A 22,338-nucleotide genomic window follows, 5' to 3' on the forward strand; every position below is an offset into this window, starting at 1 on the left:
GCCTCCCGGTCCGCTCCGCGTCCGATAATCGGACGCTGTTGTCCGCTTCTTGAAGCGTCCCGTACATTCTTGTCTCGTGTCAACGCAGCCGCCCACACTCGTCGCCGGTCTGGTCGACGACGCCGCAGTCTTTCCGCCGGGCAGCGCGCCGTTGCCCGATGCCGTCGCCGCTCATCGGCGGCACCGCGCCGCCTGGTACGCCGACCTGGTCGGCCCGCTGCTGCTGCCCGCGTCGGCGATCACGGCGGGTGGGCTGAGCGGCCTGGTCGACCCCGACGAGCACCTCGCCATCGGGCTGATCGGCGACACCGGGCTCGACCGGCTGCCCCTCGCGCTGTCGTTCCTGCCTCCGCTCGGGGTGACGGCGCGGCAGGTCGAGGCGCCGGTCGCCCGCCGTGGCGAGGATCCGCAACCGGGACTGGCCGAGCTGGTGAAGTTCGCCGAGCGGCTGGACGGGGTCCCCGTCTACGCGGAGATTCCGCTGACCTTCGGGCTGATGGGCGCGCTGGACGCGCTCGCCGACGCGCGGGCCCGTGGGGTGCCGGTCGCCGCCAAGTTCCGTACCGGCGGGCTGGCCGCCGAACTGTTCCCGACGCCGGCCGAGCTGGCCGCCGTGATCTGCGCCTGCCGGGACCGGGAGCTGCCGTTCAAGCTGACCGCCGGGCTGCACCACGCGGTGCGGCACGTGGACCCGGAGACCGGCTTCACCCACCACGGGTTCGGCAACGTGCTCGCCGCGACCCTGGCCGCCGCCGACGGCGCGACCGTCGGTGCCGTCGCCGAGTTGCTCACCGTACGCGACGAACGGCCGCTGGTGCAGGCGGTCGACGGCCGGCACCAGGCGGAGCGTCCGCTCTGGGTGGGGTTCGGATCGTGCAGCATCGTGGAACCACTGACCGATCTGATCCGGCTTGGGCTGGTGAACGGAGGCTTCGAGGCATGAGCGAGCGTCAGCCAGCGAGCTGGGTGAGCGGCGCGGAGGATTCCGGCTACGGCGTGCACCACCTGCCGTACGGGGTGTTCCGGGTGGGCGACGGCGAGCCGCGCATCGGCGTACGGATCGGTGATCTTGTGCTGGACCTGGCCGGTGCGGAGGCAGCCGAGCTGGTGCTGGCCGGTGGGGCGCTGTGCCGGTCGACGCTCAACGCGTTCCTGGCGCTGGGTCGTCCGCAGTGGATCTCGGTACGCGAACGGATCACCGAGCTGCTCACCGACCCGACGCACCGGGCCGCGGTGGAGCCGCTGCTGGTGCCCGTCGACGAGGTGCGGATGGAGCTTCCCTTCGAGGTGGCCGACTACGTCGACTTCTACTCCTCGGAACATCACGCGTCGAACGTCGGCCTGATCTTCCGGCCCGGCCAGCCACCGCTGCTGCCGAACTGGAAGCACCTGCCGATCGGCTACCACGGTCGGGCCGGCACGGTGGTGGTCTCCGGCACCCCGGTGGTGCGTCCGCAGGGACAGCGACCCAGCCCCGAGGGTCCGGTGTTCGGCCCCTCCGCGCGCCTGGACATCGAGGCCGAGGTCGGCTTCGTGGTCGGCGTACCGAGTCCGTTGGGCCGCCGGGTCGCCGCCGCCGACTTCGCCGACCACGTCTTCGGTGTCGTGCTGGTCAACGACTGGTCGGCACGGGACATCCAGGCATGGGAGTACCAGCCACTCGGGCCGTTCCTGGGCAAGTCGTTCGCCACCTCGGTCGCCGCCTGGATCACCCCGCTGGACGCGCTGCGGCACGCGTTCGTGGCCGCCCCGGCCCAGGATCCGCCGGTGGCCGACTACCTGCGGGACGAGCCGCACCTGGGGCTGGACCTGCGACTGCGGGTGCTCTGGAACGGGGAGGCGGTCAGCGAGCCGCCCTTCGCCGGCATGTACTGGACACCGGCCCAGCAACTGGCGCACCTGACCGTCAACGGCGCCTCGCTGCGCACCGGCGACCTCTACGCCTCCGGCACCGTCTCGGGACCCCGGCGGGACCAGGTCGGCTCGTTCCTGGAACTCAGCTGGGGCGGCACCGAGCCGGTCACCGTGGGCGGGGTGGAACGCAGCTTCCTCGCCGACGGCGACACCGTGACGATCACCGCCACCGCGCCGGGGCCGGACGGCACCACCCTCACGTTGGGCGAGGTGACGGGCACCGTTCTGCCTGCGTACTGACCTGAACCCGACACCGGTCCTTGATCGCACCCGCTGTGCGATCAAGGACCGTCACCGTCTTCGTTGATCGCCTCGGAATTCCGTCGCCACGCCGCGCCGGGCCGCCCGGTGCCCCCCGTTCCGGTCGGCCCGGCGCCGGGCGGCGGCACGTCGAAAACCGAGGGAGATGACGACGATGCACGATCTCGTGGGCGCGGTCTGGCGCACCAGCAGCCGCTCCAACGACCAGGGCCTCTGCGTGGAGGTGGCCGACAATCTGGCCCGGGTCCACGGTGTGGTGGGCGTACGCGACTCCAAGGACCAGGCCGGGCCGGTGCTGGTGGTGAGCCCGCCGGGCTGGACCGCGTTCGTGGATGCGATCCGGGCGGGGCGGTTCTCCGGCTGACGCCCGTGGGGTCTCCGGGGGAGGATTCTCCGCTCGGGGACCCCGAGCCGCGCTCACGCCGCGTACCGTCTGTGCCACGGGAGGTGGCATGTCGACTGTTGCGGTCCACGGACTGGTCGCGGCGCCTGCGGCCGACCTCTGGCGCGTGCTCACCGAGCTGCCCCGGCGTACCCCCGGCGGTGGTCCGGTGCAGTTGCTGACGCCGGGGCCGTTCGGCCCGGGCACGTCCTGGCGCGAGGTGCGTACCCGCCCGGACGGCGACACGCTGGCCGAGGAGTACGTCGTGCTGGTGGTGGAGCCGCCTCGGCGGCTGGTGCTCGGCTCTTCCGGTGACGGCGTCGACTACCGGATCACCTGGACCCTGCGTGACGTGCGCCGCCGTCGCCGCCGCTACGCCGCCGTGACGGTGACGGTGCGGGCGCAACCGGCGGCGACCTCCGGGCGGGCGCTCGCGTTGCTGCTGGGCGGGCTGGCCGTACGCGCCGCGGAGAAGGTCCTGCGGCAGGACATCGCGGCCCTGGCCGCTGCGGCCAGCGGCCGTCACCCCGAGGTCGCCTGAGCAGCCGCCCGTACCCTCCGATGCTCGCCCGCCCGGCGCGACGCCCGTGGCCGGTGGGTAGGGTGCCGTGCGGAGGTGCGGCATGGGGTGGGCGACGGGCCGGCGGCGGATCGTGGCGGCGCTGACGGCGGCGACCGTCGCGGTGACGGTCGCGGTCGTCGGGTACCGCGTCCTGGCCCCTGCCGAGGTCAGCACCACCGCCCGTGGTGACTATCCGGCGTTGCCCGCCCCGGAGGCGGGCGTGGTCGGTCGGCTGCCGGTCGCGCCGCTCATCGTGGACGGCCGGCTGCGGGTCTACGCCGCACCTCGACAGGTGTACGCCGACCAGCCCGCCGACGGGCGGTACCGCAGCACGCCCTACTGGTCCTACCGGCGTTGGCCGGCGAGCCTGGACGCGGTGGTGGCGAGCGGGACGACCGTGGTGACCCGGTGGTCGGACGGCCGGTTGGTGGCGCTCGACGCGCGTACCGGTCGGGTGGTGTGGCGGGCGGAGGGGCCGGAGCCGGAGCGGGAGCGCGTGACCCGGCGTACCGGCGCGGCGGTTGTCTGGCGGCCCGGTGGACTCTCGGTGAGCCGGGTCGCCGACGGCCGTGACGTGGTGGTCACCTCCGGTGACGGTGAGGTCCGGGCGGTCGACCTGGCCGACGGCCGACGGTTGTGGGGCGTGCCGGTGGGTGCCGGCTGCCGCGAGCCGATCGGCGTCAGCACCGGGGGCCACCTGCTCACCGTGGACGACTGCGACGGGCCGGCGGTGATCGAGTTCCGCGACGCCGCGACCGGCGTGGTGGATACGCGGTGGCGGCCGCCCGGCGGCGCGGACGAGCTGGCGGCGACGTTGGTCGGCTGCGGCTCGGACGGTGCCGGCTGCGCCGCGCTGCGGACCGTGCCGGCCGGGGGCGATTCGGCTCTGGGTTGGCTGCTCGGCCCGGGGGAGCCGGTGCCGGCACCGGCTTTGGACGGTCCCGGTGTCGAACTGGTGGACGGGACTGCGGTGAGCCTGGTGGACGGGGTGCTGACCGGACGCTCCGTCCCGGACGGCGCGCAACGGTGGCGGGTCGTCGTCGGCCCCGGCCGCCTGCTTGCCGGGCAGCCCGGCCGGGTGCACGTCCTGACCGAGGAGAACGAACTCGTCACGTTCGACCCGGGCACCGGTGCGCAGCTGTCCCGGTTCGTGCTCAACGTCGGCTCCGACGGCACCGGGTGGGCACCGGGTGCCGCGTACGCGGCGGACGGGTACGTGGTGGTCGAGCGACTGCGCCGCCCGGTCGATCCGGACGGGGACGACCAGCGGTACTACCTGACCGCCGAGACGCTGGTCATCGCCGCGACCTGAGGGACGCGACCCGCCAGACCGTCGGCTCGACAAAACGGACATAAGTTACTTATAGTCCCACTGTGCGACTCCTGGCAGCCCTGGTGGGCGTGATCGTCGTCCTCGTCGTCGCCTCCCCGGCGGAGGCCACCGCCCCGACCGGTCGGACCGTCCGGTTGGCCAAGACCGAAGGGGTGGACATCACCGTGCCGGCGGCGGTCAACCTCGGCACCGCCTTCACCGGCGGGGTGCTGACCGGCCCGCTGGGGCGGGTCGAGGTGACGGACGTCCGTGGCCCGGTCAACCCGAACGCCTGGGTGGCGACCGTCTCCGCCACCGTCTTCATCACCGGTGCTGGTGGAGCGCAGCGGACCATCTCCAACGCCTCGGTCTTCTACTGGTCCGGGCCGACCGTGCAGAGCACCGGTGGTGGCACGCTGGTGCCCGGTCAGCCCACCCAGGCCCAGGCGGTGGCGTTGAACGTGACCAGGGAGGCGTTCCGGAAGACCTCCGGCAACGGCAACAACCGGGTCGCCTGGAACCCGAGCGTCCGGATCGTGGTGCCGAGCGGGATCGTCGCCGGCACGTACAGCGGCAGGATCACGCACTCCGTCGCCTGATGAGTGATTTTGTCCGAAGTGGCCGCGCTTGTGCCGAGTGTCCGCTCTAGCGTCATCGCCATGAGGAAGCCACTTCTTACCCTGACCGCCGCCGCGGCCACCGTGGTGGCCCTGGCGGCCCCCGCCGCCGCCGCGCCGTCCGGCGACACGATCGTGACCTTCACGGTCTCCACCGCCAACCTGGACATCTCCGTCCCGCCGTCGGTGAACCTCGGCGCGGCGTTCGCCGGCTCCACCATCACCGGTGAGATCGGCAACGTCACGGTCACCGACAGCCGATCGGCGCTCAACGCCACCTGGACGGCCACGGTGACCAGCAGCGCCTTCACCACCGGTTCGGGCACCGGGCCGGAGACGATCCTGCCGAACCTGGCGGAGTACTGGTCCGGTGGCGCGATCTCGACCACCGGCGACGGCACCTTCGTGCCCGGCCAGCCCACCCAGAGCGACGCGGTGACCCTGAACCTGCCCCGGGTGGCGTTCTCGAAGACCTCCGGCAGCGGCAACAACACCGCGACCTGGGCACCGGACATCCGGATCACCATTCCGGGGGGTGCGGTGGGCGGCACCTACACGGGGGTGATCACCCATTCGGTGGCATGACCGCGCCAGCGCCCTCGCCCTGGCCGTGACCGTCCTCGTCACGGCCGGGGCACCGGCGTCGGCCGCGCCCGGTGCGGTGCCGGGCCCCCGGGCGGCCGCGCGCGTCGAACCGGCTCCGCCCGACGTCGTCGACCTGCCGGCCGAGCGGTCCAGGCCGCCGAAGCCGAGCCAGACACCGGCTCCCAGCGGCCCGACCGTCTCCGTCGGGGTACGTCTGCTCGACGCGCCGGTGAACCGCCGCGACGACACCCGGGCGCACAAGTACATCGTCGACCACGTCAAGCCCGGCACCACGATCAAGCGACGCATCATGGTCGAGAACACCTCGGAGATCCAGCGGAAGGTGTCCCTCTACGCGGCGGCCGCCGCCGTCGACCAGAACGGCTTCGTCCTCGCGCCGGACCGGACCGAGAACGAGCTGAGCAGCTGGATCCGGGTGGAGCCCGGTGAGGAGGCACTCGCCGCCGGTGAGGAGGCGGAGGCGTTGGTCACCCTCCGGGTGCCGCGCGACGCCGAAGCCGGGGAGCGGTACGCCGTCATCTGGGCCGAGATCTCCGGCACGGACGGCCAGCAGGTCCGCAACGTGGGGCGGGCCGGCATCCGCGTCTACCTCTCGGTGGGTCCGGGCGGGGAACCACCCTCCGGCTTCGAGATCGGGCCGCTGACCGGCCTGCGGGAGGCCGACGGTACGCCGGTGGTGACGACGGAGGTGCGCAACACCGGTCAACGGGCCCTCGACCTGGGCGGTGAACTCCGGCTCACCGACGGACCGGGTGGCCTGTCCAGCGAACCCGTCCGGGTCGAGGCCAGGACGCTGCCCCTCGGCGGCAGCACCACCTTCCGGGTCGCGCTGGACCGCCGCCTGCCGGACGGGCCCTGGTCCGCGCAGCTCGACCTGGCCAGCGGCTGGACCAAGCGCAGCGCCAGCGGCACGGTCAGCTTCGGCGGCACGACCGTCCCGGCGGCGGTCGACACCGACCGGTCCAGCGCGGTGCTGACCGGCGGACTGGTCGCCTCGGGGCTGGTGCTGGCGCTGCTGGTCGGCTTCGCCTACCGGCGGCGGGCCCGGCACCGGGAGCCGGTGCCGGAGGGGTAGCAGACTCCGGGCCGGTCCGCTGGGGGATGGCGGACCGGCCCGGTACGGCTCGACGGGACGGCTCAGCCCAGCGCGGCCTCGGCCGCCGCCAGGAAGGCGTCGTTCTCGGCCGGGGTGCCGATGGTGACCCGCACCCCGTCGCCGGGGAACGGACGCACGATCACGCCCCGCGACTCGCACGCCTTGCCGAACTCCACCGACCGGTCGCCCAGCGGCAGCCAGACGAAGTTCGACTGGCTGGCCGGGACGCCGGCGACGAGCTTGCTGACAGCCTCGCTGACGCGTTCGCGTTCGGCCACCACGAGCGCACACCGCCGCCGTACCTCGTCGGCCTGGGCGAGCGCGGCCAACGCGCCCGCCTGGGCAGCCATGCTCGTGGAGAACGGCGTGACGACCTTGCGGACCGCCGCCGCCACGCGTGGCTGTGCGACCAGGAAGCCGATCCGCAGACCAGCCAGGCCCCACGCCTTGGAGAGCGTGCGTAGCACCGCCACGTTGGGCCGGTCGGCGTAGCTGAGCCCGTCCGGCACCTCCGGGTCGGTGACGAACTCCCGGTACGCCTCGTCGATCACCACCAGCACGTCGTCCGGTACGGCGTCGAGGAAGCGGTCCAGTTCGGCGCGGCGCACGGCGGTGCCGGTCGGGTTGTTGGGGTTGCAGACCAGGATCATGCGGGTGCGGTCGGTCACCGCCGCGGCCATCGCCGTCAGGTCGTGCCCGTGCCCGGCGTCGTTGGACACCTGCACGCTGGTCGCGCCGCTGGTCGCCGCGATGATCGGGTACGCCTCGAACGAGCGCCACGAGTAGACGAGCTCGTCGCCGGGCAGGCAGGTGGCCCGCACCAGGTGCTCGGCCAACGCCACCGACCCGCAGCCGGTGGCCACCCGGTCGACGTCCACCCCGTACCGCTCGGCGAGCGCCTGGCGGAGCGCGACGACGCCCATGTCCGGATAGCGGTGCACCCCGGCGGTGGCCTCGGCGACCGCCTCCACCACTCCGGGCAGCGGGCCGTACGGCACCTCGTTGCTGGCCAGCTTGATGGCCTCCGGCAGACCCAGCTCCCGGGCCAGGTCGGCCGGGCTGCGGCCGGGCACGTAGTTGGGCAGCGCGTCCAGGTCGGCGCGGGTCAGCCGCACCGTCGGCTGGTGTCGTCCGTCGTCGGTCATGAGGTCTCTCCCGGGGGGTTGGCGCGGTCGTCGGGGGTACGGGGAAGCTGGACCACCACGGTCTGCGCCCGCTTGTCGTGCAGCGCCTGCCGCAGCGGGTGGTCGAAGAGCGGGGAGAGCGCGTCGATCAGCTGGAGCAGCAGACCAAAGCCGCAGCAGTACCAGAGCAGGGTGGGCAGGCCGAGGGTGTTCCAGCGGCGCAGCGCCCGGCCGAAGCCCAGTGGAGCGTCCGCCTCGATCGGCACCGCCCTGACTCGCAGCAGCCGCTTGCCGAAGGTCTGCCCGCTGGCGGCCATCGACGGCACCTCGTACGCCAGCCAGAGCGAGGTGGCGATGAGCAGGATCACCACGACCAGCGCGCCGGCCTGGTCGCCGGCGGCGGGCAGCGGGTCGGTGCTGCGGTCCTGGGCCTGCATCCGACGCCAGAACTCGTTCAGCGGCGCGGAGAGTTCCTGGAGGTAGCGCCAGACGAACCAGCCGTTCACCAGGGCGTTGAGCGCGAAGACGACGCCGAAGTCAATCAGCCGGGCACCGAGCCGGGCGCCGAACGAGGCCAACGGCATCCCGTGCGGCCGCGGCGCCGGCGGGCGCCCCGGCCAGGTCGGGTACGGCCAGCCGGGTGGCGGCCCCTGCGGCGCGTCCCCCGCCGGCCAGGTGGGCACCCCACCCGGTGGCGGCGTCCCGCCGCCCGGCCAACCCTGCGGCGGTGCCCCGCCACCGGGCCAACCCTGCGGTGGACCCGGCGGCGGTGCCTCGCCGCCCGGCCAGCCGGACGACGGGCCCTGGGACCCGCCGGCGGGTTGGCCGGGCGCGGGAGGTGCCGAGGTGGCCGCCGGAGATGTCGGCTCCGGTGCCGGCTCCGGCTCGGGAGGCGGTGGGCCGTCGGGCGGTGTCGCGTCGACCGGGATGGGTGCGCCGAGCCAACCCTCGCCGTCCCAGTACCTGCGGGTCTCCGGGTCGGCGGGGTCGACGTACCAACCGGGTGCCACGCTCACGACGCGTCCTCGCTGCGCTCAGTCACCTCGACACCTTAACGACGACTGCTCCGGCGGGCGTTCGTGGCGGCCCGGCAGCTCACAGGTTGCCGCGCTTCTCCTGCTCCCGCTCGATGGCCTCGAAGAGCGCCTTGAAGTTGCCCTTGCCGAAGCCGAGCGAGCCGTGCCGCTCGATCAGTTCGAAGAAGACGGTCGGCCGGTCCTGCACCGGCTTGGTGAAGATCTGCAACAGGTAGCCGTCCTCGTCCCGGTCTACCAGGATCTTGCGGGCCTTGAGCTCCTCGATCGGTACGCGTACCTCGCCGATGCGGGCGCGCAGCTCCGGGTCGTCGTAGTACGAGTCGGGAGTGTCCAGGAAGTCGACGCCGGCCGCCCGCATCGCGTCCACGCTGGCCAGGATGTCGTTGGTGGCCACGGCGATGTGCTGGGCGCCGGGGCCCTGGTAGAACTCCAGGTACTCGTCGATCTGCGACTTCTTCTTGGCGATGGCCGGCTCGTTGAGCGGGAACTTCACCTTGCGGGTGCCGTTCGCGACGACCTTGCTCATCAGCGCCGAGTAGTCGGTGGCGATGTCGTCGCCGATGAATTCCGCCATGTTGGTGAAGCCCATGACCCGGCGGTAGAACTCGACCCACTCGTCCATCCGGCCCAGCTCGACGTTGCCGACCACGTGGTCGACCGCCTGGAAGAAGCGCTTCGGCTGAACCCCGGCGTCGATCATCGGCTGCCGGTCCACGATCGGGCCCCGCGCGGCGAAGCCGGGCAGGAACGGTCCCTGGTAGCGGGACCGGTCGACCAGGGTGTGCCGGGTGTCGCCGTACGTGGCGATGGCGGCCAGCCGGACGGTGCCGTGCTCGTCGGTCACGTCGTGCGGTTCCACCAGGCCGGTCGCGCCCTGGGCGATGGCGTGCGCGTACCCGGCGTCGACGTCGGGCACCTCCAGCGCGATGTCGCTGACGCCGTCGCTGTGTCGGGCGACGTGGTCGGCGCCCTCGGCGTCGGGTCGCACCGCGCCGGTCAGCACGAACCGGGCCGACCCGCTGGTCAGCACGTATTCGGCGTGGTCGCGGTAGCCCTGCTCCGGCCCCCGGTACGCGACACAGGTCATCCCGAACGCGGTGGAGTAGTAGTGCGCGGCCTGCTTGGCGTTGCCCACCAGGAACCGGACGTGGTCGAGGCCCTTCACCGGGAACGGGTCGCCGCTGGTGTCGTGGTCGACGGCGCCGATCAGGGCGTCGACGTCCACCTCCTCGGTCGACTGGGGTCGGTCGATCGCCTGGGTCATGGTGGCCTCCCTCGCGTACCGGCCGGCCTCGTGGGCCGACGGGGATCGTGTGCTGCTGTGCCGAGCATCGCGGTGACCGGGCGCACTGAGCAACACTCTCCGCCTACGCTGGTCAGGTTGCACAAACGGTATGGTGTTCACGCATGAACACTGGTCAGATTGCCCAGCTCGACGAGCTGGACGTGCGCCTCATCGAGCTGCTCGCCGAGGAGCCCCGGATCGGGGTGCTGGAGTGCTCACGCCGGCTCCACGTCGCCCGGGGCACCGTGCAGGCGCGGCTCGACAAGCTGGTCGGGCGGGGGGTCATCGCCGGGTTCGGGCCGGATCTCGGTCCGGCCGCGCTCGGCTTCACGGTGACGAGTTTCGTCACCCTGGAGATCAGCCAACGGCACGGACACGACCCGGTGACCCGCCACCTGGCGGCCATCCCCGAGGTGCTGGAGGCGCACACCATCACCGGCTCGGGAGATCTGCTCTGCCGGATCGTGGCCCGCTCGAACACGGACCTCCAGCGGGTGATCGACCAGATCGTGGCGTACGAGGGGATCACCCGTGCCTCCACGATCATCGCCCTCGCCGAGCAGATTCCCTACCGCGTCCTCCCCCTGCTGCGCTCGGCGGTTGGGTGAAAGGAAGGGCCCCCTGTTAACGCCTCCGGTAGAGGAAGGGCCCCTTGTTAACGCCAAACGCCTGATCAGTTCTCCGCGAGGGCGTTGCCCAGCGGGGTGCGGCGGTAGCGGACGGACCGACCGGAGCGGACCCGGTCGACCAGGCCGGCGTCGCGTAGCACGGTCAGGTGGTCGCCGACGCCGCCCAGGCTCATTCCGAGTTGCACGACGAGTTGGGTGGTGGTGGCGGGCAGGGCGAGCGCGCGCAGCACCGCCGCCCGGGACCGTCCGACCAGCCGGTCCAGCGCGTCCTCGGGACGCCCCGGGTCGGGCGGCCCGAGCAGTTCGGCCACCCCGGAGGCCCGGTAGACGATGGCGAACGGCCACGGCGGCTCGACGTAGTTGATCATCACGCCGAAGACCGTGGGGATGAAGAGCAGACCCCGGCCATCGAGCGAGTAGCTGCGGGGATCGCGATCGGCCACCTCGATCGCGCCGAGGCCACCGCCGGAGACCCAGCGCAGCCGCGGGTCCAGGTCCGCCACGGCGGCCCCCCAGCCGTACGCCAGCAGGCGGCCCGCGCGGTGCACCAGGTCCCGTTCCAGCACCGCCCGCAGTCGCGGCCAGTCCGGCTGCACCAGCGTCACCCAGGACGCCTCGATCGCGTCGGCCAGTCGGTCCACCACGTCGGGCGAGTCGTAGATCCGGCGGGCGTACGCCGGCGGGGTGCGCAGTCCGGCGAGGTTGCGGGACAGTTCGTCGCGAGCCTGCCCGAGTGGCGTGGCCCGTACCACGGCCAGCTCGTCGGCGAAGGTACGGCCGATGCCGTCGGGCGGCGGCTGGATGAAGTCGGCGTTGTAGCCACCCCGGCGCAGCAACGCCATCAACGCACCCACCGCCGGCTGGTCCCGGCGCAGCCGCTCGAACACCGATCGGGTGCGGGCCACCCAGGGCGACAGCCCCGGTACGGCGTGCTGGCCGGCGTGGACGCGCAGTGCCCAGACCGCCTCGCCCAGCGGCGAGATGGCGTACCGGCTGGCCGCCACGTCCGCCGGGGTGACCTCGATCCGCATCGCTCGACCTTTCGCTCTCCAGCGAAAGGATAGAGCGGCCGGTACGGGGCCACCACGCTGGCTTGCGTGAACAACACCAGCAGCATGAGTGTGCCGCCGGTGGCCGACCGGCCGGCCACCTTCCGGGACGTCTTCGCCGTCGCCGAGTTCCGGGTGATCTTCGGTGGCTTCGGGATCTACATGATCGGCGAGACGGTGAAGATGCTCGCCCTCTCCGTCCTGGTGTACGAGCGCACCGGCTCCGGCCTGCTGGCCGCGCTCGCGTACGTGACCGGATTCCTGCCGCACGCCCTGGGCGGGCTGTTCCTGCTGGCGCTGGCCGACCGGTGGCCGCCCCGCGCTCTGATCGTCGGCTACGACCTGCTGCGGCTCGTCATGGTGGTGGTGCTCGCCACGGGCGTGCTGTCCCCGACGGCGATGCTCGGCCTGGTCGCCGTTGTGGCCCTCTTCGGGCCGGTGAGCAGCGCCTCGCGCAGCGCGCTGCTGCCCGAGGTGCTGCGCGGCGACGCGTACGTGCTGGGGCGGTCGCTGCTCACCGTGGCGGCCGGCGGCACCCAGGTGGCCGGTTTCGCCCTCGGTGGCCTGCTGCTCGGACTGGTCGGACCGTACGGCGCTCTCTGGCTGACCGCGGCGACCTGTGCCCTCTCCGCGTTGCTGGTGCGGCTGGGTCTGACCCGCCGCCCCGCCCGAGCCGGCGCCGTCCGAGCCAGCGCCGCCGGTGCCGCGCGGGCCGGTCGCGGCCCACGAGCGGGGGCGGTCCGGGAGACCCTGCGGGTGAACCGGCGGTTGCTGGCCGACCGCCGGATCCGTGGGCTGCTGCTCGCCCAGTGGCTGCCCGGATCGCTGCTGGTCGGCGCCGAGGGGGTGGCGGTGCCGTACGCGGCCGAACTGGGGCAGGGCGCCAGCGCCGGCGTCCTGCTGATGGCCGGTGCGGGCGGCATGCTCGTCGGTGACCTGCTGGTGGGACGGTTCATGGCACCGGCCCGGCGGGAGCGCTGGACGCCGTGGCTCGCCCTGCTGCTGGGCGTGCCGATGCTGGCCTTCGTGGTCCGGCCGGCGCTGCTGCCGGCGGCGGCCCTGTTCACGGTGGCGACCGCCGGCTTCGCCTACCAGCTCGGGCTGGCCCGGCGGTTCCTCGACGCGGTCCCCGAGGCGCGGCGGGGGCAGGCGTTCGGACTGGTCAGCACGGGAATGATGGCGGCACAGGGACTCTCCGCCGCAGCGGCCGGCGCGTTGAGCGAGGTGCTCGCGCCGGGGGTCGTGATGGCGGGTGCCGGGGCCGCGTCGGTCGTCGCGACGTTGCTCCTGTGGCCCGTCCTCACTCCCGACGGCAGGCGTCAGCCGGCCCCTCCGGTGGACCGCACGCCGGCATCGGCGGCTCCGGTGCTGCCGGCTGACCGCTGAGTCAGGGCTCCGCCGACACGACCGACCGACACGACCGACCGACGCGACACGCGGGGCGGTGCGGGCGGTGGCGGGCATGGCTGGCTACCGTGTTCCGGTGGCGAAGGGCAGCGGCCTCGGCGTACGTGGCTGGCTACTGCTCGGCCTGATCACGGTGGTGGTGCTCGCCGCCACCGGAGTCTGGAACCCGTTCCCGACCATGTGGGACTGGGTCAACCGGCGTCAGCCGATCTCCCAGCCGGACGTGGTCTGGCAGCAGCGCATCGGCGGGACGCCGCGCAGCGTCACCATCGCCGGTGAGACCGTGGTGGTCGAGCAACGTACCCGGGTCGAGGCCCGCAGCCTGGCCGCCGGCACCCAGCTCTGGGAACGCAAGGCGGACTGGAGCGCGGTGGCGGGCGCCGGTCAGGAAGCCGTGGTCGTCGTGGGCAAGCTGCTGGTCAAGGGGTACGAGGTGCTCGACCCCACCACCGGGGTGACCCGCCGGCGCGACGACGACGCCGTCGCCGTCTGGACCTACCGCAACCTGCTGCTGGACGCGCGTTGCGTGGAGGCCACCGACTGCACGCTGAGCGCGTGGGATCCGCGCGGGACCGCTCCGCTGTGGACCGCCTTCCTGCCCGGGGTCAGCACCGGTCTGCTCGCCGACAATCCGAATCTGCTCGACACCCGCCGGCTCAGCAGTGCCCGCATCGACGGCGAGGTGGCCGGCCCGGAGGCCGTACCGCCGCTGCTCGGCTTCCCGGTCGACGGCCGGGTGCACGTGGTCGACACCGCGACCGGCCGGGTGCTCCAGAACGTCGAGCCCGGCCGGGACGAACGGCTCGCCGTGATCGGTGGGCGACTGCTGCGCATCGCGGCCCGCTCCCAGGACGGCAACTGTTACTTCGCGATCTCCGGTCGGGACTCGGTCACCGGTCAGGAGGCGTGGCGGCAGTCCGGGCTCAACCTGCGCACCGCCGACAGCGCCGGTTGCGTGCAGCGGGAGGACCCGTACGGTGCCCGCAACGTGCTGCTCGGTGTCTCGCCCGACGGCCGGGAGGCGGTGCTCGACGGGTACGACGGGCGGCTGCTGCTGGTCACCGCCGACTCCGAACGGGTGCTCGCCGTCGACGACCGGTACGCGCTGGTGCGCACCGCCGACAGCGGCGGGATCTCGGCCCGGGAACTCGGTTCCGGCCGGACCCGCTGGAACCGCCCGGCCGGCGAGAAGGCGGGTGCCGCGCTCACCCCGTACGCGGCGATCGTCACCGAGGAGAAGCCCAACCGGCTGGTCGCGCTCGACCCGCGTACCGGGCGGGAACTCGTCGCGTTGCGTACCTCGGCGAACGCCCTCGCCGTCGGACCCGCCGGCATGATCATCGGAGAGGGGCGGGAGATCGGGTACGTCCGCTTCGGCGCGACGGCGGGCGGAGCGCCGCGAGACGCCGACGGGGTGAACCCGGGGCCCGCCGGCACCGGCACCGTCCCACAGCCGCAGGAGAGCTGCGGCCCGAAGAACGAGCTGTGTGCCGCCCCCGACCCCGGCAAATGATCGCGCCCCCCGGCGGGTGGGACTGATCGAACCTTCTGCCCTAGGCTTTGCCGTCATGAGCGAGCGGCAGCGAGCGAATCATCAGCGCAGTGCGGTGGTGCCTCACGGCGGCACGGAGCGAAGCGGAGTGCCGTCGTGAGCGGTGCCGACTTCTCGTACGCCCCCCTGCTGCCGACCGGTCCGGACCAGACGGAGTACCGCCTGATCACCGACGAGGGCGTCGACGTGGTCAACGGTCCGGGCGGTCGCCGGTTCCTGACGGTGGAGCCGGCCGCTCTCACCGCGCTGACCGCCGAGGCGATGCACGACATCGCGCACTTCCTGCGTCCCGCGCACCTCGCCCAGCTGCGGTCGATCATCGATGACCCGGCGGCCTCCCCGAACGACCGGTTCGTCGCGCTGGACCTCCTGCGTAACGCCAACATCGCCGCCGGCGGGGTGCTCCCGATGTGCCAGGACACCGGCACCGCGATCGTGATGGGCAAGCGGGGCCGGCACGTGCTCACCGACGGCACCGACGCCGAGGCGATCTCGCGCGGCGTGTGGCAGGCGTACACCCGGTTGAACCTGCGCTACTCACAGCTCGCCCCGCTGACCATGTGGGAGGAGCGCAACACCGGCAGCAACCTGCCCGCTCAGGTCGAGCTGTACGCCGAGGACCCGGACGGCCACCCGGACGCGTACAAGTTCCTCTTCATGGCCAAGGGCGGCGGCTCGGCCAACAAGTCGTACCTCTACCAGGAGACCAAGGCGCTGCTGAACCCGACGCGGATGATGCAGTTCCTGGAGGAGAAGCTGCGGCTGATCGGCACCTCCGCCTGCCCGCCGTACCACCTGGCCGTGGTGATCGGCGGCACCAGCGCCGAGTACGCCCTCAAGACCGCCAAGTACGCCTCCGCGAAGTACCTCGACGCGCTGCCCACCTCCGGCTCGATGACCGCGCACGGCTTCCGGGACCTGGAACTTGAGGCCGAGGTGCTGGAGTTGACCCGCAACTTCGGCATCGGCGCGCAGTTCGGCGGGCGCTACTTCTGCCACGACGTACGGGTGGTGCGGCTGCCCCGGCACGGTGCCTCCTGCCCGGTGGCGATCGCCGTCTCCTGCTCGGCCGACCGGCAGGCGGTCGCGAAGATCACCCCGTCGGGCGTGTGGCTGGAGCGACTCGAAACCGACCCGGCCCGCTTCCTGCCCGAGGTCACCGAGGCGCAGCTGGACGCCACCGAGGTGGTCCGCGTCGACCTGAACCGGCCGATGGACGAGATCCGCGCCGAGCTGTCCAAGTACCCGGTCAAGACCCGGCTGTCGCTGAGCGGCCCGCTGGTGGTGGCCCGGGACATCGCCCACGCGAAGATCGCCGAGCGGCTGGACGCGGGCGAGCCGATGCCGCAGTACCTGCGCGACCACGCGGTCTACTACGCCGGCCCGGCGAAGACCCCGGAGGGCTACGCCTCGGGCTCGTTCGGCCCCACCACCGCCGGTCGGATGGACGCCTATGTGGAGAAGTTCCAGGCCGCCGGCGGGTCGATGGTGATGCTGGCCAAGGGCAACCGGTCGGCCCAGGTGACCCGCTCCTGCGAGCAGCACGGCGGCTTCTACCTCGGTTCGATCGGCGGTCCCGCCGCCCGCCTGGCCCAGGACTGCATCAAGCACGTCGAGGTTCTGGAGTACGCGGAGCTGGGCATGGAGGCGGTCTGGAAGATCGAGGTGGAGGACTTCCCGGCCTTCATCGTCGTCGACGACAAGGGCAACGACTTCTTCGCCGAGGTCACCAAGCCGGTCCTCACCATCGGCCGTCGCTGAGCGAACATCGGTGCGCCTGTCCGCATTCGCCGGACAGGCGCACCGCCCCCGTCGGATGTCGAGATCGACAACCGGCAGGAGTCTCCGCCCCGGCGCTGTCGAACGTCTCTCAGAGCGCTATCAAATTAATGGGCGTACTGTGACGGTCGGGCTACTCTGCTGGGCGTTGCGTCATTCCGGTGGGAGAGCGAATGCGGTTTCGGATCCTGGGTCCGCTGCGGGTGGGAGACGGCGAAGCCACCGTCACCGCGGGTAGGGACCGGGCCGTACTCGCGGTTCTGCTGCTCAGAGCCAATCGTGTCGTGCCGGCCGAGGAACTGATCGACGCGCTCTGGGAGGACGACCCGCCGGCCACCGCCCGCGCCCAGTTGCAGACGTGCGTCTCACGACTGCGGCAGCGATTCGCTCGACTCGGCCTGTCACCGGAGCTCATCGTCACCGATCCCGTCGGGTACGCCGTGCGGACCGCCCCGGGTGAGCTGGACAGCGAGGTCTTCGCTCAGAGCATCGAGGTCGCCCGGGGGATGCTCGCCCGTGGCCGGCTGGTCGACGCGCGTGGCCAGTTCCGCGCGGCGTTGCGGTTGTGGCGCGGCGCGGCGCTGAGCGGCATCCGGAACGCAAGCGTTCGGCGGCGTGCCCAGGCACTCGACGAGCAGCGTCTCACAGCGCTCGAGGAGTGTGTGGACGTCGAACTACGTCTCGGTCACGCGGCGGCGCTGCTCGACGAACTGGCCGAGAACCTGGACCGGCATCCGCTGCGGGAACGCCTCCGGGGGCAACTCATGCTGGCCCTGGCCGCGGTGGGTCGGCAGGCTGATGCCCTCAGGCTCTACCGGGAAGGGCGGGGCCTGTACGCGGAGGAACTCGGCATCGAGCCGGGCGCGGCGCTACAGGAACTGCACCAGCGGGTGCTTGCCGGGGACCTCGCGATCGCCGGGTCCGAGCGGCGGGCCACCGTCCCCGTCCGCGCCCTGCCCCACGCGATCAGTGACTTCACCGGACGGGCGGAGACGATCGCCCGGTTGGTCAAGGAGATCGAGGAGGGTGAGACCCGGATCCAGCTGATCGACGGCATGGCGGGCAGCGGCAAGACCACCCTGGCGGTACACGTGGCCAACCGGATCGCGGAACGCTACCCCGACGCGCATCTCTTCATCGATCTGCACGGGCACAGCGAGCGGACACCACTGAGTCCGTCGGCGGCACTTGCCACGTTGCTGCGGCAACTCGGGGTTCCGGCCGAGCGGATCCCGGTCTACCTGGATGACCGGTTGGCCATCTGGCGGACCGAACTGGCCGACCGGCGAGCCCTGGTGCTACTGGACAACGCCGCCTCCGCCGCGCAGGTGGCGCCGCTGTTGCCCAGCGGTGCCGGCTGCCTCACGCTGATCACCAGCCGACGTCGACTGGTCGGCCTCGACGAGGGACGACCCTCCTCACTGCCGGTGCTCGATCCCGACGAGGCGATCGAGCTGCTCGGTCGGGTGGCCGGCGAGGAGCGGATCGCGGCGGAGCGTGCCGCGGCCGCCGAGGTGGTACGCCGCTGCGGATATCTGCCGCTGGCGATTCGCCTGGCCGGCGCGCGACTGGTGCACCGTCCGCGGTGGCGGGTCGTCGACCTGGCCGACCGGCTCGGCGGTGCCCGGGACACGCTGGCCGAGCTGGTCGCCGGGCAACGCTCGGTCGGTGACGCATTCGCGTTGTCGTTCGCCCAGGTGTCGCCGCCGGCCCAGCGCGTCTTCCGACTGCTCGGGCTGCATCCGGGGATACGCCTGGACGCCACCACCGCCGCCGCCCTGGCCGACCTGCCACTGGCCGAGGCACAGGACGTGCTGGACGAGCTGGTCGACGCCCACCTGGTTGACGAGCCCGAGCCGGGCCGCTACCGACTGCACGACCTGGTCCGCGAGTACTCCCGGACGCTGCTGGCCGACCCCGCCCACTCGCCGGAGCGGCGTGAGGCGCTCGGCCGGCTGCTGGAGCACCATCTGTACGTGGCGGCGGCGCTCGGCCGCGAGACCGAGTCACCCGGCACCAGGCGTACGCTCCGCCTGTCCGACCCGTCCCGCCCTGACCTGGTCAGGGTTGATGTGGCGCGGGGGCTGGCCTGGTTCGACGACAACCGGTCCGCGCTGGTCGCCATGCCCGCGCTGGCCGACACGGAGTACCCGGAGCGCGCCTGGCAGCTCGCCCGGGCGAGCTGGCGGCTGTTCTACAACGGCGGGCACCTGGACGAGTTGATCGAGACACATCAGGTGGGCCTCCGGTCGGCGCAGGCGGTCGGTGACGAGTCCGCGCAGGCGCTGATGTTGAACTACCTGGCGTCGGCCCACTTCCGGCGTGCCCGGTTCGCGCATGCCATCGCCCTGCTGCAGCAGGCCCTCGAGTTGTGCCGCAGCAGCGGTCCACCCGACCTGCTGAGAAGCGTGCTGTGGAACCTTGGTAGCAACAACTACGCCGAGGGTGGCCCTCGCCGTGGTCTTGAATACTTTCAGGAGGCGGCGGCGGTCCCACGGGGTGGTAACCAATTGGCCGCCCGCAGCGCTCTGCTCAACAACATGACGCATCTCATGTGCACCTGGGGCCGCTACCACGAGGCGCTACGACTCGGCCGCCAGCACCTGCTGCTGGCCCGCGAGGTCGGTGACCGTCGGCAGTTGGCGAACGCCATGGGGCACGTCGGCATCATCCGGCACCGGATGGGCGACGTCGGACCGGCCCGTCGACTGCTGCGAGCGGCGCTTCTCGCGCACAGTGCGGCCAAGAACCGGTTCGACGAGGGCGAGTTGCTCAACGAGTTGGGGGTGATGGAGCGCGAGGCCGGCCGCACTGACGAGGCGGCGACGTTGCACCGCCAGGCGTTCATCGCGATGAGCGAGGCCGGCGATCTCGTCGGCCAGTGCGGTTCCCGCAACCTGCTGGCCCTCGCCATCCTCGACCAGGGTGACGTACGCAGCGCTCAGGACCTCTTCGGTCGGGTGCTGCTCGACGCCGCCCGGATCAACCACCGCTACGAGCAGGCACGAGCACTCGACGGCATCGCCCGCTGCCTGCGTTCCACCGATCCGGCAGCGGCCCGCTCGCACTGGGCTCGGGCACTGGCCCTGTTCCAGCAGCTCGACGTACCGGAGCAGGAGACGGTGCGGAGTTTGCTCGCCGAGCTGGACGACTGACTCTCGCGATCATCTGCGAGTCGGTGCCGGGCGGGGCAGGATGGTACGCGTGACGACTCCAGAGGGCACGGGTTATCGGATCGAACGCGACTCGATGGGCGAGGTGGAGGTGCCCGCCGAGGCGTTGTGGCGGGCGCAGACACAGCGGGCGGTGCAGAACTTCCCGATCTCGGGCCGCGGCATCGAACCGGCCCAGATCCGGGCGCTGGCCCAGATCAAGGGCGCTGCCGCCGAGGTCAACGGCGACCTGGGGGTGATCGACGCGAACGTGGCCGCGGCGATCGCCGCCGCCGCCGCGCACGTGGCCGACGGCGGGTACGACGACCAGTTCCCGGTGGACGTGTTCCAGACCGGCTCGGGCACGTCGTCCAACATGAACACCAACGAGGTGATCGCCACGCTGGCCGGCCGTGAGCTGGGCCGGGACGTCCACCCGAACGACGACGTGAACGCGTCGCAGTCCAGCAACGACGTCTTCCCGTCCTCGATCCACCTGGCCGCCACGGAGGCCGTGTCGCGAGACCTGCTCCCGGCACTTTCCCACCTGGCTGGCGCGCTGGAGGCGAAGGCCGAGGAGTTCGAGACCGTGGTCAAGGCCGGGCGCACGCACCTGATGGACGCCACCCCGGTGACCCTCGGGCAGGAGTTCGGTGGATACGCCGCCCAGGTCCGCTACGGCATCGAGCGGCTGGAGGGAGTGCTGCCCCGCCTGGCGGAACTGCCCCTGGGTGGCACGGCGGTGGGCACCGGCATCAACACCCCGCTCGGTTTCGCCGCCCGCGTGATCGACAAGCTGCGCGCCTCGACCGGCCTGCCGTTGACCGAGGCGCGCAACCACTTCGAGGCGCAGGGTGCCCGGGACGCCCTGGTGGAGACCTCGGGGCAGCTGCGGACCGTCGCGGTCGGCCTGTACAAGATCGCCAACGACATCCGCTGGATGGGTTCCGGCCCCCGCGCCGGCCTGCGCGAGCTGCGCATCCCGGACCTCCAGCCGGGCTCGTCGATCATGCCCGGCAAGGTCAATCCGGTGGTCTGCGAGGCCGTCCGCCAGGTCTGTGCGCAGGTGGTCGGGAACGACGCGACCGTGGCCTTCGCCGGGTCGCAGGGCGACTTCGAGCTGAACGTCATGCTGCCGGTGATGGGCCGCAACATCCTGGAGTCGATCCGGCTGATCTCCGCATCGAGCCGCCTGCTCGCCGACCGTTGCGTGGTCGGTCTGGTCGCGGACGCCGAGGTCTGCCTCTCGTACGCCGAGGGCTCGCCGTCGATCGTCACCCCGCTCAACCGTCACCTCGGCTACGACGAGGCCGCCTCGATCGCCAAGGAGGCACTGGCGAAGCAGATCTCCATCAAGGAGGTGGTGATCTCGCGGGGCCACGTCGACTCCGGCAAGCTCTCGGAGACCCAGTTGGAGGAGGCGCTCGACCTGCTCCGCATGACCCACCCCTGATCCGGCCCGCCGACCCGTCCTGTCGGCCCGGCTTGATCGACTCCAGATGCGGCATGTTGTGGCCATCCGACTGCCCGGATACCGCAGGATGCCGCATCCGGAGTCGATCAGCCGTCAACCGGTCGGCACCTGGGCGCCCAGCCGAGGAAGGGGGCGAAGAGCGTGGCCGGATCGGGAGCGTCCTGCGGGTTCAGGCGGTACAGGTCGGCGGCAGCCTCGTGCAGCACCGCACAGAGGTAGATGCTGAGCGAGATCCGGTCGGGTCGGGTGACCGTGCTCGTCGTTCCGAACTCCACCGAGGAATACCCCGCCCTCGGCGGTGGCTTCGTGATCGCGACCCTTCCGGACGGCAGCGAGCTGGGCTGTCTCGGCGGCCAGGTTAAGACACACGAGTTGCAGGAGTCGACAGCTCTCGAACGACTGCATGCCGTCTGGGAAGCTACGTTGGGCGTGGCACTGCCTCCGCAGGAGTCGATCAGGTTGACAAGGGAGATGGCCGAATCGTGGGTCTGAACGGGTGGTGCTGGCGCAAGAGCAGCCAAAGCTCACAGTCCAACGACTGCGTTGAGGTGGCGACGGATCTGCGGGTGGTGGGGGTGCGGGACAGTAAGGATCCGGCGGGGCCGGTGCTGAACTTCGAGGCGTACGCCTGGCGGGTCTTTGTCGCGGCACCGCCGCGACGGGCGTGACCACCTCGCCCACGGCGGAGGTGCGGGAGCGACTGGAGCGGGATCAGGTCGTCTGGCTCTGCACGCTGCGGCCGGACGGCTCGCCGCACCTGACGCCGGTCTGGTTCCTCTACGTCCAGAATGAATGGTGGATCGGCACCGGCGAACGCAACCGGAAGGTTCGCAACATCGCCGCCGATCCACGGGTGTCGCTGGCGCTGCCCGACGGGAACGCGCCGGTCGTCGCGGAGGGCACGGCGAGCATCGTCCGGCAGCCTTTCCCGCCGTACGTGGTCGAGGGGCTCCGCCGCCGGTACGACGGGTGGGACGTCACGGTGGACGGCCCGGACGGCCGCTACGTGCTGCTCCGGATCGCGGTGACCCGCTGGTTGATGGCCGGCCGCGCCCACTGACCGGACCGATCGGCGCAGGTGACGTCTCCGGCGACCGGGG

22 protein-coding genes are annotated in these 22,338 nt (G+C 72.1%); 17 read left to right on the top strand and 5 right to left on the bottom strand.

The genetic code is table 11. From position 1 onward, the window contains the following. Positions 1-76: 76 nt before the first annotated feature. From SM447_RS10275 to SM447_RS10310, 8 genes are all read left to right on the top strand, one after another. Positions 77-943 (top strand): hypothetical protein, encoded by an 867-nt coding sequence (locus tag SM447_RS10275; RefSeq protein ID WP_474572520.1) that lies wholly within the window; start codon positions 77-79, stop codon positions 941-943. Next, positions 940-2,154, top strand: coding sequence for a fumarylacetoacetase (fahA, locus tag SM447_RS10280; RefSeq protein ID WP_474572521.1), 1,215 nt, complete (start codon positions 940-942; stop codon positions 2,152-2,154). Before SM447_RS10275 ends, fahA begins: the two co-directional genes overlap by 4 nt. 175 nt (positions 2,155-2,329) lie before the next feature. Beyond that, positions 2,330-2,539 carry a DUF397 domain-containing protein gene (locus tag SM447_RS10285; RefSeq protein WP_474572522.1) on the top strand — a complete coding sequence of 70 codons (210 nt, stop codon included), beginning with the start codon at positions 2,330-2,332 and terminating at the stop codon, positions 2,537-2,539. Positions 2,540-2,627: 88 nt separating this feature from the next. Then, positions 2,628-3,098 (top strand): SRPBCC family protein, encoded by a 471-nt coding sequence (locus SM447_RS10290; protein ID WP_474572523.1) that lies wholly within the window; start codon positions 2,628-2,630, stop codon positions 3,096-3,098. An 82-nt stretch (positions 3,099-3,180) separates the two neighbouring features. Then, on the top strand, positions 3,181-4,431 hold the full coding sequence (locus tag SM447_RS10295; protein ID WP_474572524.1) for an outer membrane protein assembly factor BamB family protein: 1,251 nt from the start codon (positions 3,181-3,183) through the stop codon (positions 4,429-4,431). Positions 4,432-4,493: 62 nt separating this feature from the next. Continuing rightward, positions 4,494-5,030, top strand: a complete 537-nt coding sequence (locus SM447_RS10300; protein WP_474572525.1) for a WxL domain-containing protein — start codon at positions 4,494-4,496, stop codon at positions 5,028-5,030. 60 nt (positions 5,031-5,090) lie between these two features. Then, on the top strand, positions 5,091-5,633 hold the full coding sequence (locus tag SM447_RS10305; protein ID WP_474572526.1) for a hypothetical protein: 543 nt from the start codon (positions 5,091-5,093) through the stop codon (positions 5,631-5,633). Between the two features lie 25 nt (positions 5,634-5,658). Further along, positions 5,659-6,729 carry a hypothetical protein gene (locus tag SM447_RS10310; RefSeq protein WP_474572527.1) on the top strand — a complete coding sequence of 357 codons (1,071 nt, stop codon included), beginning with the start codon at positions 5,659-5,661 and terminating at the stop codon, positions 6,727-6,729. 62 nt (positions 6,730-6,791) lie between these two features. On the opposite strand, the gene hisC is transcribed toward SM447_RS10310, so the two are convergent. The 3 genes from hisC to hppD form a co-directional block, all read right to left on the bottom strand. Then, positions 6,792-7,895, bottom strand: a complete 1,104-nt coding sequence (hisC, locus tag SM447_RS10315; RefSeq protein ID WP_474572528.1) for a histidinol-phosphate transaminase — start codon at positions 7,893-7,895, stop codon at positions 6,792-6,794. Next, positions 7,892-8,890: an RDD family protein gene (locus tag SM447_RS10320; RefSeq protein ID WP_474572529.1), complete on the bottom strand. Its 999-nt coding sequence runs from the start codon at positions 8,888-8,890 to the stop codon at positions 7,892-7,894. Before SM447_RS10320 ends, hisC begins: the two co-directional genes overlap by 4 nt. Positions 8,891-8,969: 79 nt before the next feature. Next, entirely contained in the window at positions 8,970-10,175 is a 1,206-nt protein-coding gene (gene hppD / locus SM447_RS10325; RefSeq protein ID WP_474572530.1) for a 4-hydroxyphenylpyruvate dioxygenase, read from the bottom strand. Positions 10,176-10,318: 143 nt separating this feature from the next. Between hppD and SM447_RS10330 the strand changes: the two genes are divergently transcribed. Next, positions 10,319-10,804, top strand: a complete 486-nt coding sequence (locus SM447_RS10330) for an Lrp/AsnC family transcriptional regulator (RefSeq protein ID WP_474572531.1) — start codon at positions 10,319-10,321, stop codon at positions 10,802-10,804. A 65-nt stretch (positions 10,805-10,869) separates the two neighbouring features. Here the strand turns inward: SM447_RS10330 and SM447_RS10335 are convergent, their stop codons facing one another. Continuing rightward, on the bottom strand, positions 10,870-11,856 hold the full coding sequence (locus SM447_RS10335; RefSeq protein ID WP_474572532.1) for an ArsR/SmtB family transcription factor: 987 nt from the start codon (positions 11,854-11,856) through the stop codon (positions 10,870-10,872). 84 nt (positions 11,857-11,940) lie between these two features. Between SM447_RS10335 and SM447_RS10340 the strand changes: the two genes are divergently transcribed. From SM447_RS10340 to SM447_RS10360, 5 genes are all read left to right on the top strand, one after another. Beyond that, entirely contained in the window at positions 11,941-13,260 is a 1,320-nt protein-coding gene (locus SM447_RS10340) for an MFS transporter (protein ID WP_474572808.1), read from the top strand. Between the two features lie 76 nt (positions 13,261-13,336). Continuing rightward, positions 13,337-14,794, top strand: a complete 1,458-nt coding sequence (locus tag SM447_RS10345; RefSeq protein ID WP_474572533.1) for an outer membrane protein assembly factor BamB family protein — start codon at positions 13,337-13,339, stop codon at positions 14,792-14,794. A 135-nt stretch (positions 14,795-14,929) separates the two neighbouring features. Next, a complete protein-coding gene (locus tag SM447_RS10350) occupies positions 14,930-16,594 on the top strand; it encodes a fumarate hydratase (RefSeq protein WP_474572534.1) in 1,665 nt (554 codons plus the stop codon). A 191-nt stretch (positions 16,595-16,785) separates the two neighbouring features. After that, positions 16,786-19,767: an AfsR/SARP family transcriptional regulator gene (locus tag SM447_RS10355; protein ID WP_474572535.1), complete on the top strand. Its 2,982-nt coding sequence runs from the start codon at positions 16,786-16,788 to the stop codon at positions 19,765-19,767. 40 nt (positions 19,768-19,807) lie between these two features. Continuing rightward, the gene (locus SM447_RS10360) at positions 19,808-21,217 is read left to right on the top strand and encodes a class II fumarate hydratase (RefSeq protein WP_474572536.1); all 1,410 of its coding nucleotides are present in this window, start codon (positions 19,808-19,810) and stop codon (positions 21,215-21,217) included. 107 nt (positions 21,218-21,324) lie between these two features. Here the strand turns inward: SM447_RS10360 and SM447_RS10365 are convergent, their stop codons facing one another. Then, complete coding sequence (locus SM447_RS10365) at positions 21,325-21,513, bottom strand: hypothetical protein (RefSeq protein ID WP_474572828.1); 189 nt, start codon at positions 21,511-21,513, stop codon at positions 21,325-21,327. On the opposite strand from SM447_RS10365, the gene SM447_RS10370 reads away from it, so the two are divergent. From SM447_RS10370 to SM447_RS10380, 3 genes are read left to right on the top strand one after another with little or no spacing between them, the layout of a single operon-like run. Continuing rightward, a complete protein-coding gene (locus SM447_RS10370) occupies positions 21,458-21,730 on the top strand; it encodes a Scr1 family TA system antitoxin-like transcriptional regulator (protein ID WP_474572537.1) in 273 nt (90 codons plus the stop codon). The two genes, SM447_RS10365 and SM447_RS10370, sit on opposite strands and share 56 nt — an antisense overlap. Beyond that, positions 21,721-21,906: a DUF397 domain-containing protein gene (locus tag SM447_RS10375; protein ID WP_474572538.1), complete on the top strand. Its 186-nt coding sequence runs from the start codon at positions 21,721-21,723 to the stop codon at positions 21,904-21,906. The genes SM447_RS10370 and SM447_RS10375 overlap by 10 nt, the downstream gene beginning before the upstream one ends. Beyond that, positions 21,903-22,298, top strand: coding sequence for a pyridoxamine 5'-phosphate oxidase family protein (locus SM447_RS10380; protein WP_474572539.1), 396 nt, complete (start codon positions 21,903-21,905; stop codon positions 22,296-22,298). The genes SM447_RS10375 and SM447_RS10380 overlap by 4 nt, the downstream gene beginning before the upstream one ends. The last annotated feature ends 40 nt before the right edge of the window (positions 22,299-22,338 follow it).

Source organism: Micromonospora aridisoli, from assembly GCF_056150025.1.

What these genes read in the sequence shown, in the direction of transcription:
- SM447_RS10360 (WP_474572536.1), top strand. Translation starts at nt 19,808, where the DNA reads ATGGTACGCGTGACGACTCCAGAGGGCACGGGTTATCGGATCGAACGC.
- SM447_RS10340 (WP_474572808.1), top strand. Translation starts at nt 11,941, where the DNA reads ATGAGTGTGCCGCCGGTGGCCGACCGGCCGGCCACCTTCCGGGACGTC.
- SM447_RS10295 (WP_474572524.1), top strand. Translation starts at nt 3,181, where the DNA reads ATGGGGTGGGCGACGGGCCGGCGGCGGATCGTGGCGGCGCTGACGGCG.
- hisC (WP_474572528.1), bottom strand. Translation starts at nt 7,895, where the DNA reads ATGACCGACGACGGACGACACCAGCCGACGGTGCGGCTGACCCGCGCC.
- fahA (WP_474572521.1), top strand. Translation starts at nt 940, where the DNA reads ATGAGCGAGCGTCAGCCAGCGAGCTGGGTGAGCGGCGCGGAGGATTCC.
- SM447_RS10370 (WP_474572537.1), top strand. Translation starts at nt 21,458, where the DNA reads ATGCTGAGCGAGATCCGGTCGGGTCGGGTGACCGTGCTCGTCGTTCCG.
- SM447_RS10345 (WP_474572533.1), top strand. Translation starts at nt 13,337, where the DNA reads ATGGCTGGCTACCGTGTTCCGGTGGCGAAGGGCAGCGGCCTCGGCGTA.
- SM447_RS10290 (WP_474572523.1), top strand. Translation starts at nt 2,628, where the DNA reads ATGTCGACTGTTGCGGTCCACGGACTGGTCGCGGCGCCTGCGGCCGAC.
- SM447_RS10335 (WP_474572532.1), bottom strand. Translation starts at nt 11,856, where the DNA reads ATGCGGATCGAGGTCACCCCGGCGGACGTGGCGGCCAGCCGGTACGCC.
- SM447_RS10330 (WP_474572531.1), top strand. Translation starts at nt 10,319, where the DNA reads ATGAACACTGGTCAGATTGCCCAGCTCGACGAGCTGGACGTGCGCCTC.
- SM447_RS10305 (WP_474572526.1), top strand. Translation starts at nt 5,091, where the DNA reads ATGAGGAAGCCACTTCTTACCCTGACCGCCGCCGCGGCCACCGTGGTG.
- SM447_RS10355 (WP_474572535.1), top strand. Translation starts at nt 16,786, where the DNA reads ATGCGGTTTCGGATCCTGGGTCCGCTGCGGGTGGGAGACGGCGAAGCC.
- SM447_RS10285 (WP_474572522.1), top strand. Translation starts at nt 2,330, where the DNA reads ATGCACGATCTCGTGGGCGCGGTCTGGCGCACCAGCAGCCGCTCCAAC.
- hppD (WP_474572530.1), bottom strand. Translation starts at nt 10,175, where the DNA reads ATGACCCAGGCGATCGACCGACCCCAGTCGACCGAGGAGGTGGACGTC.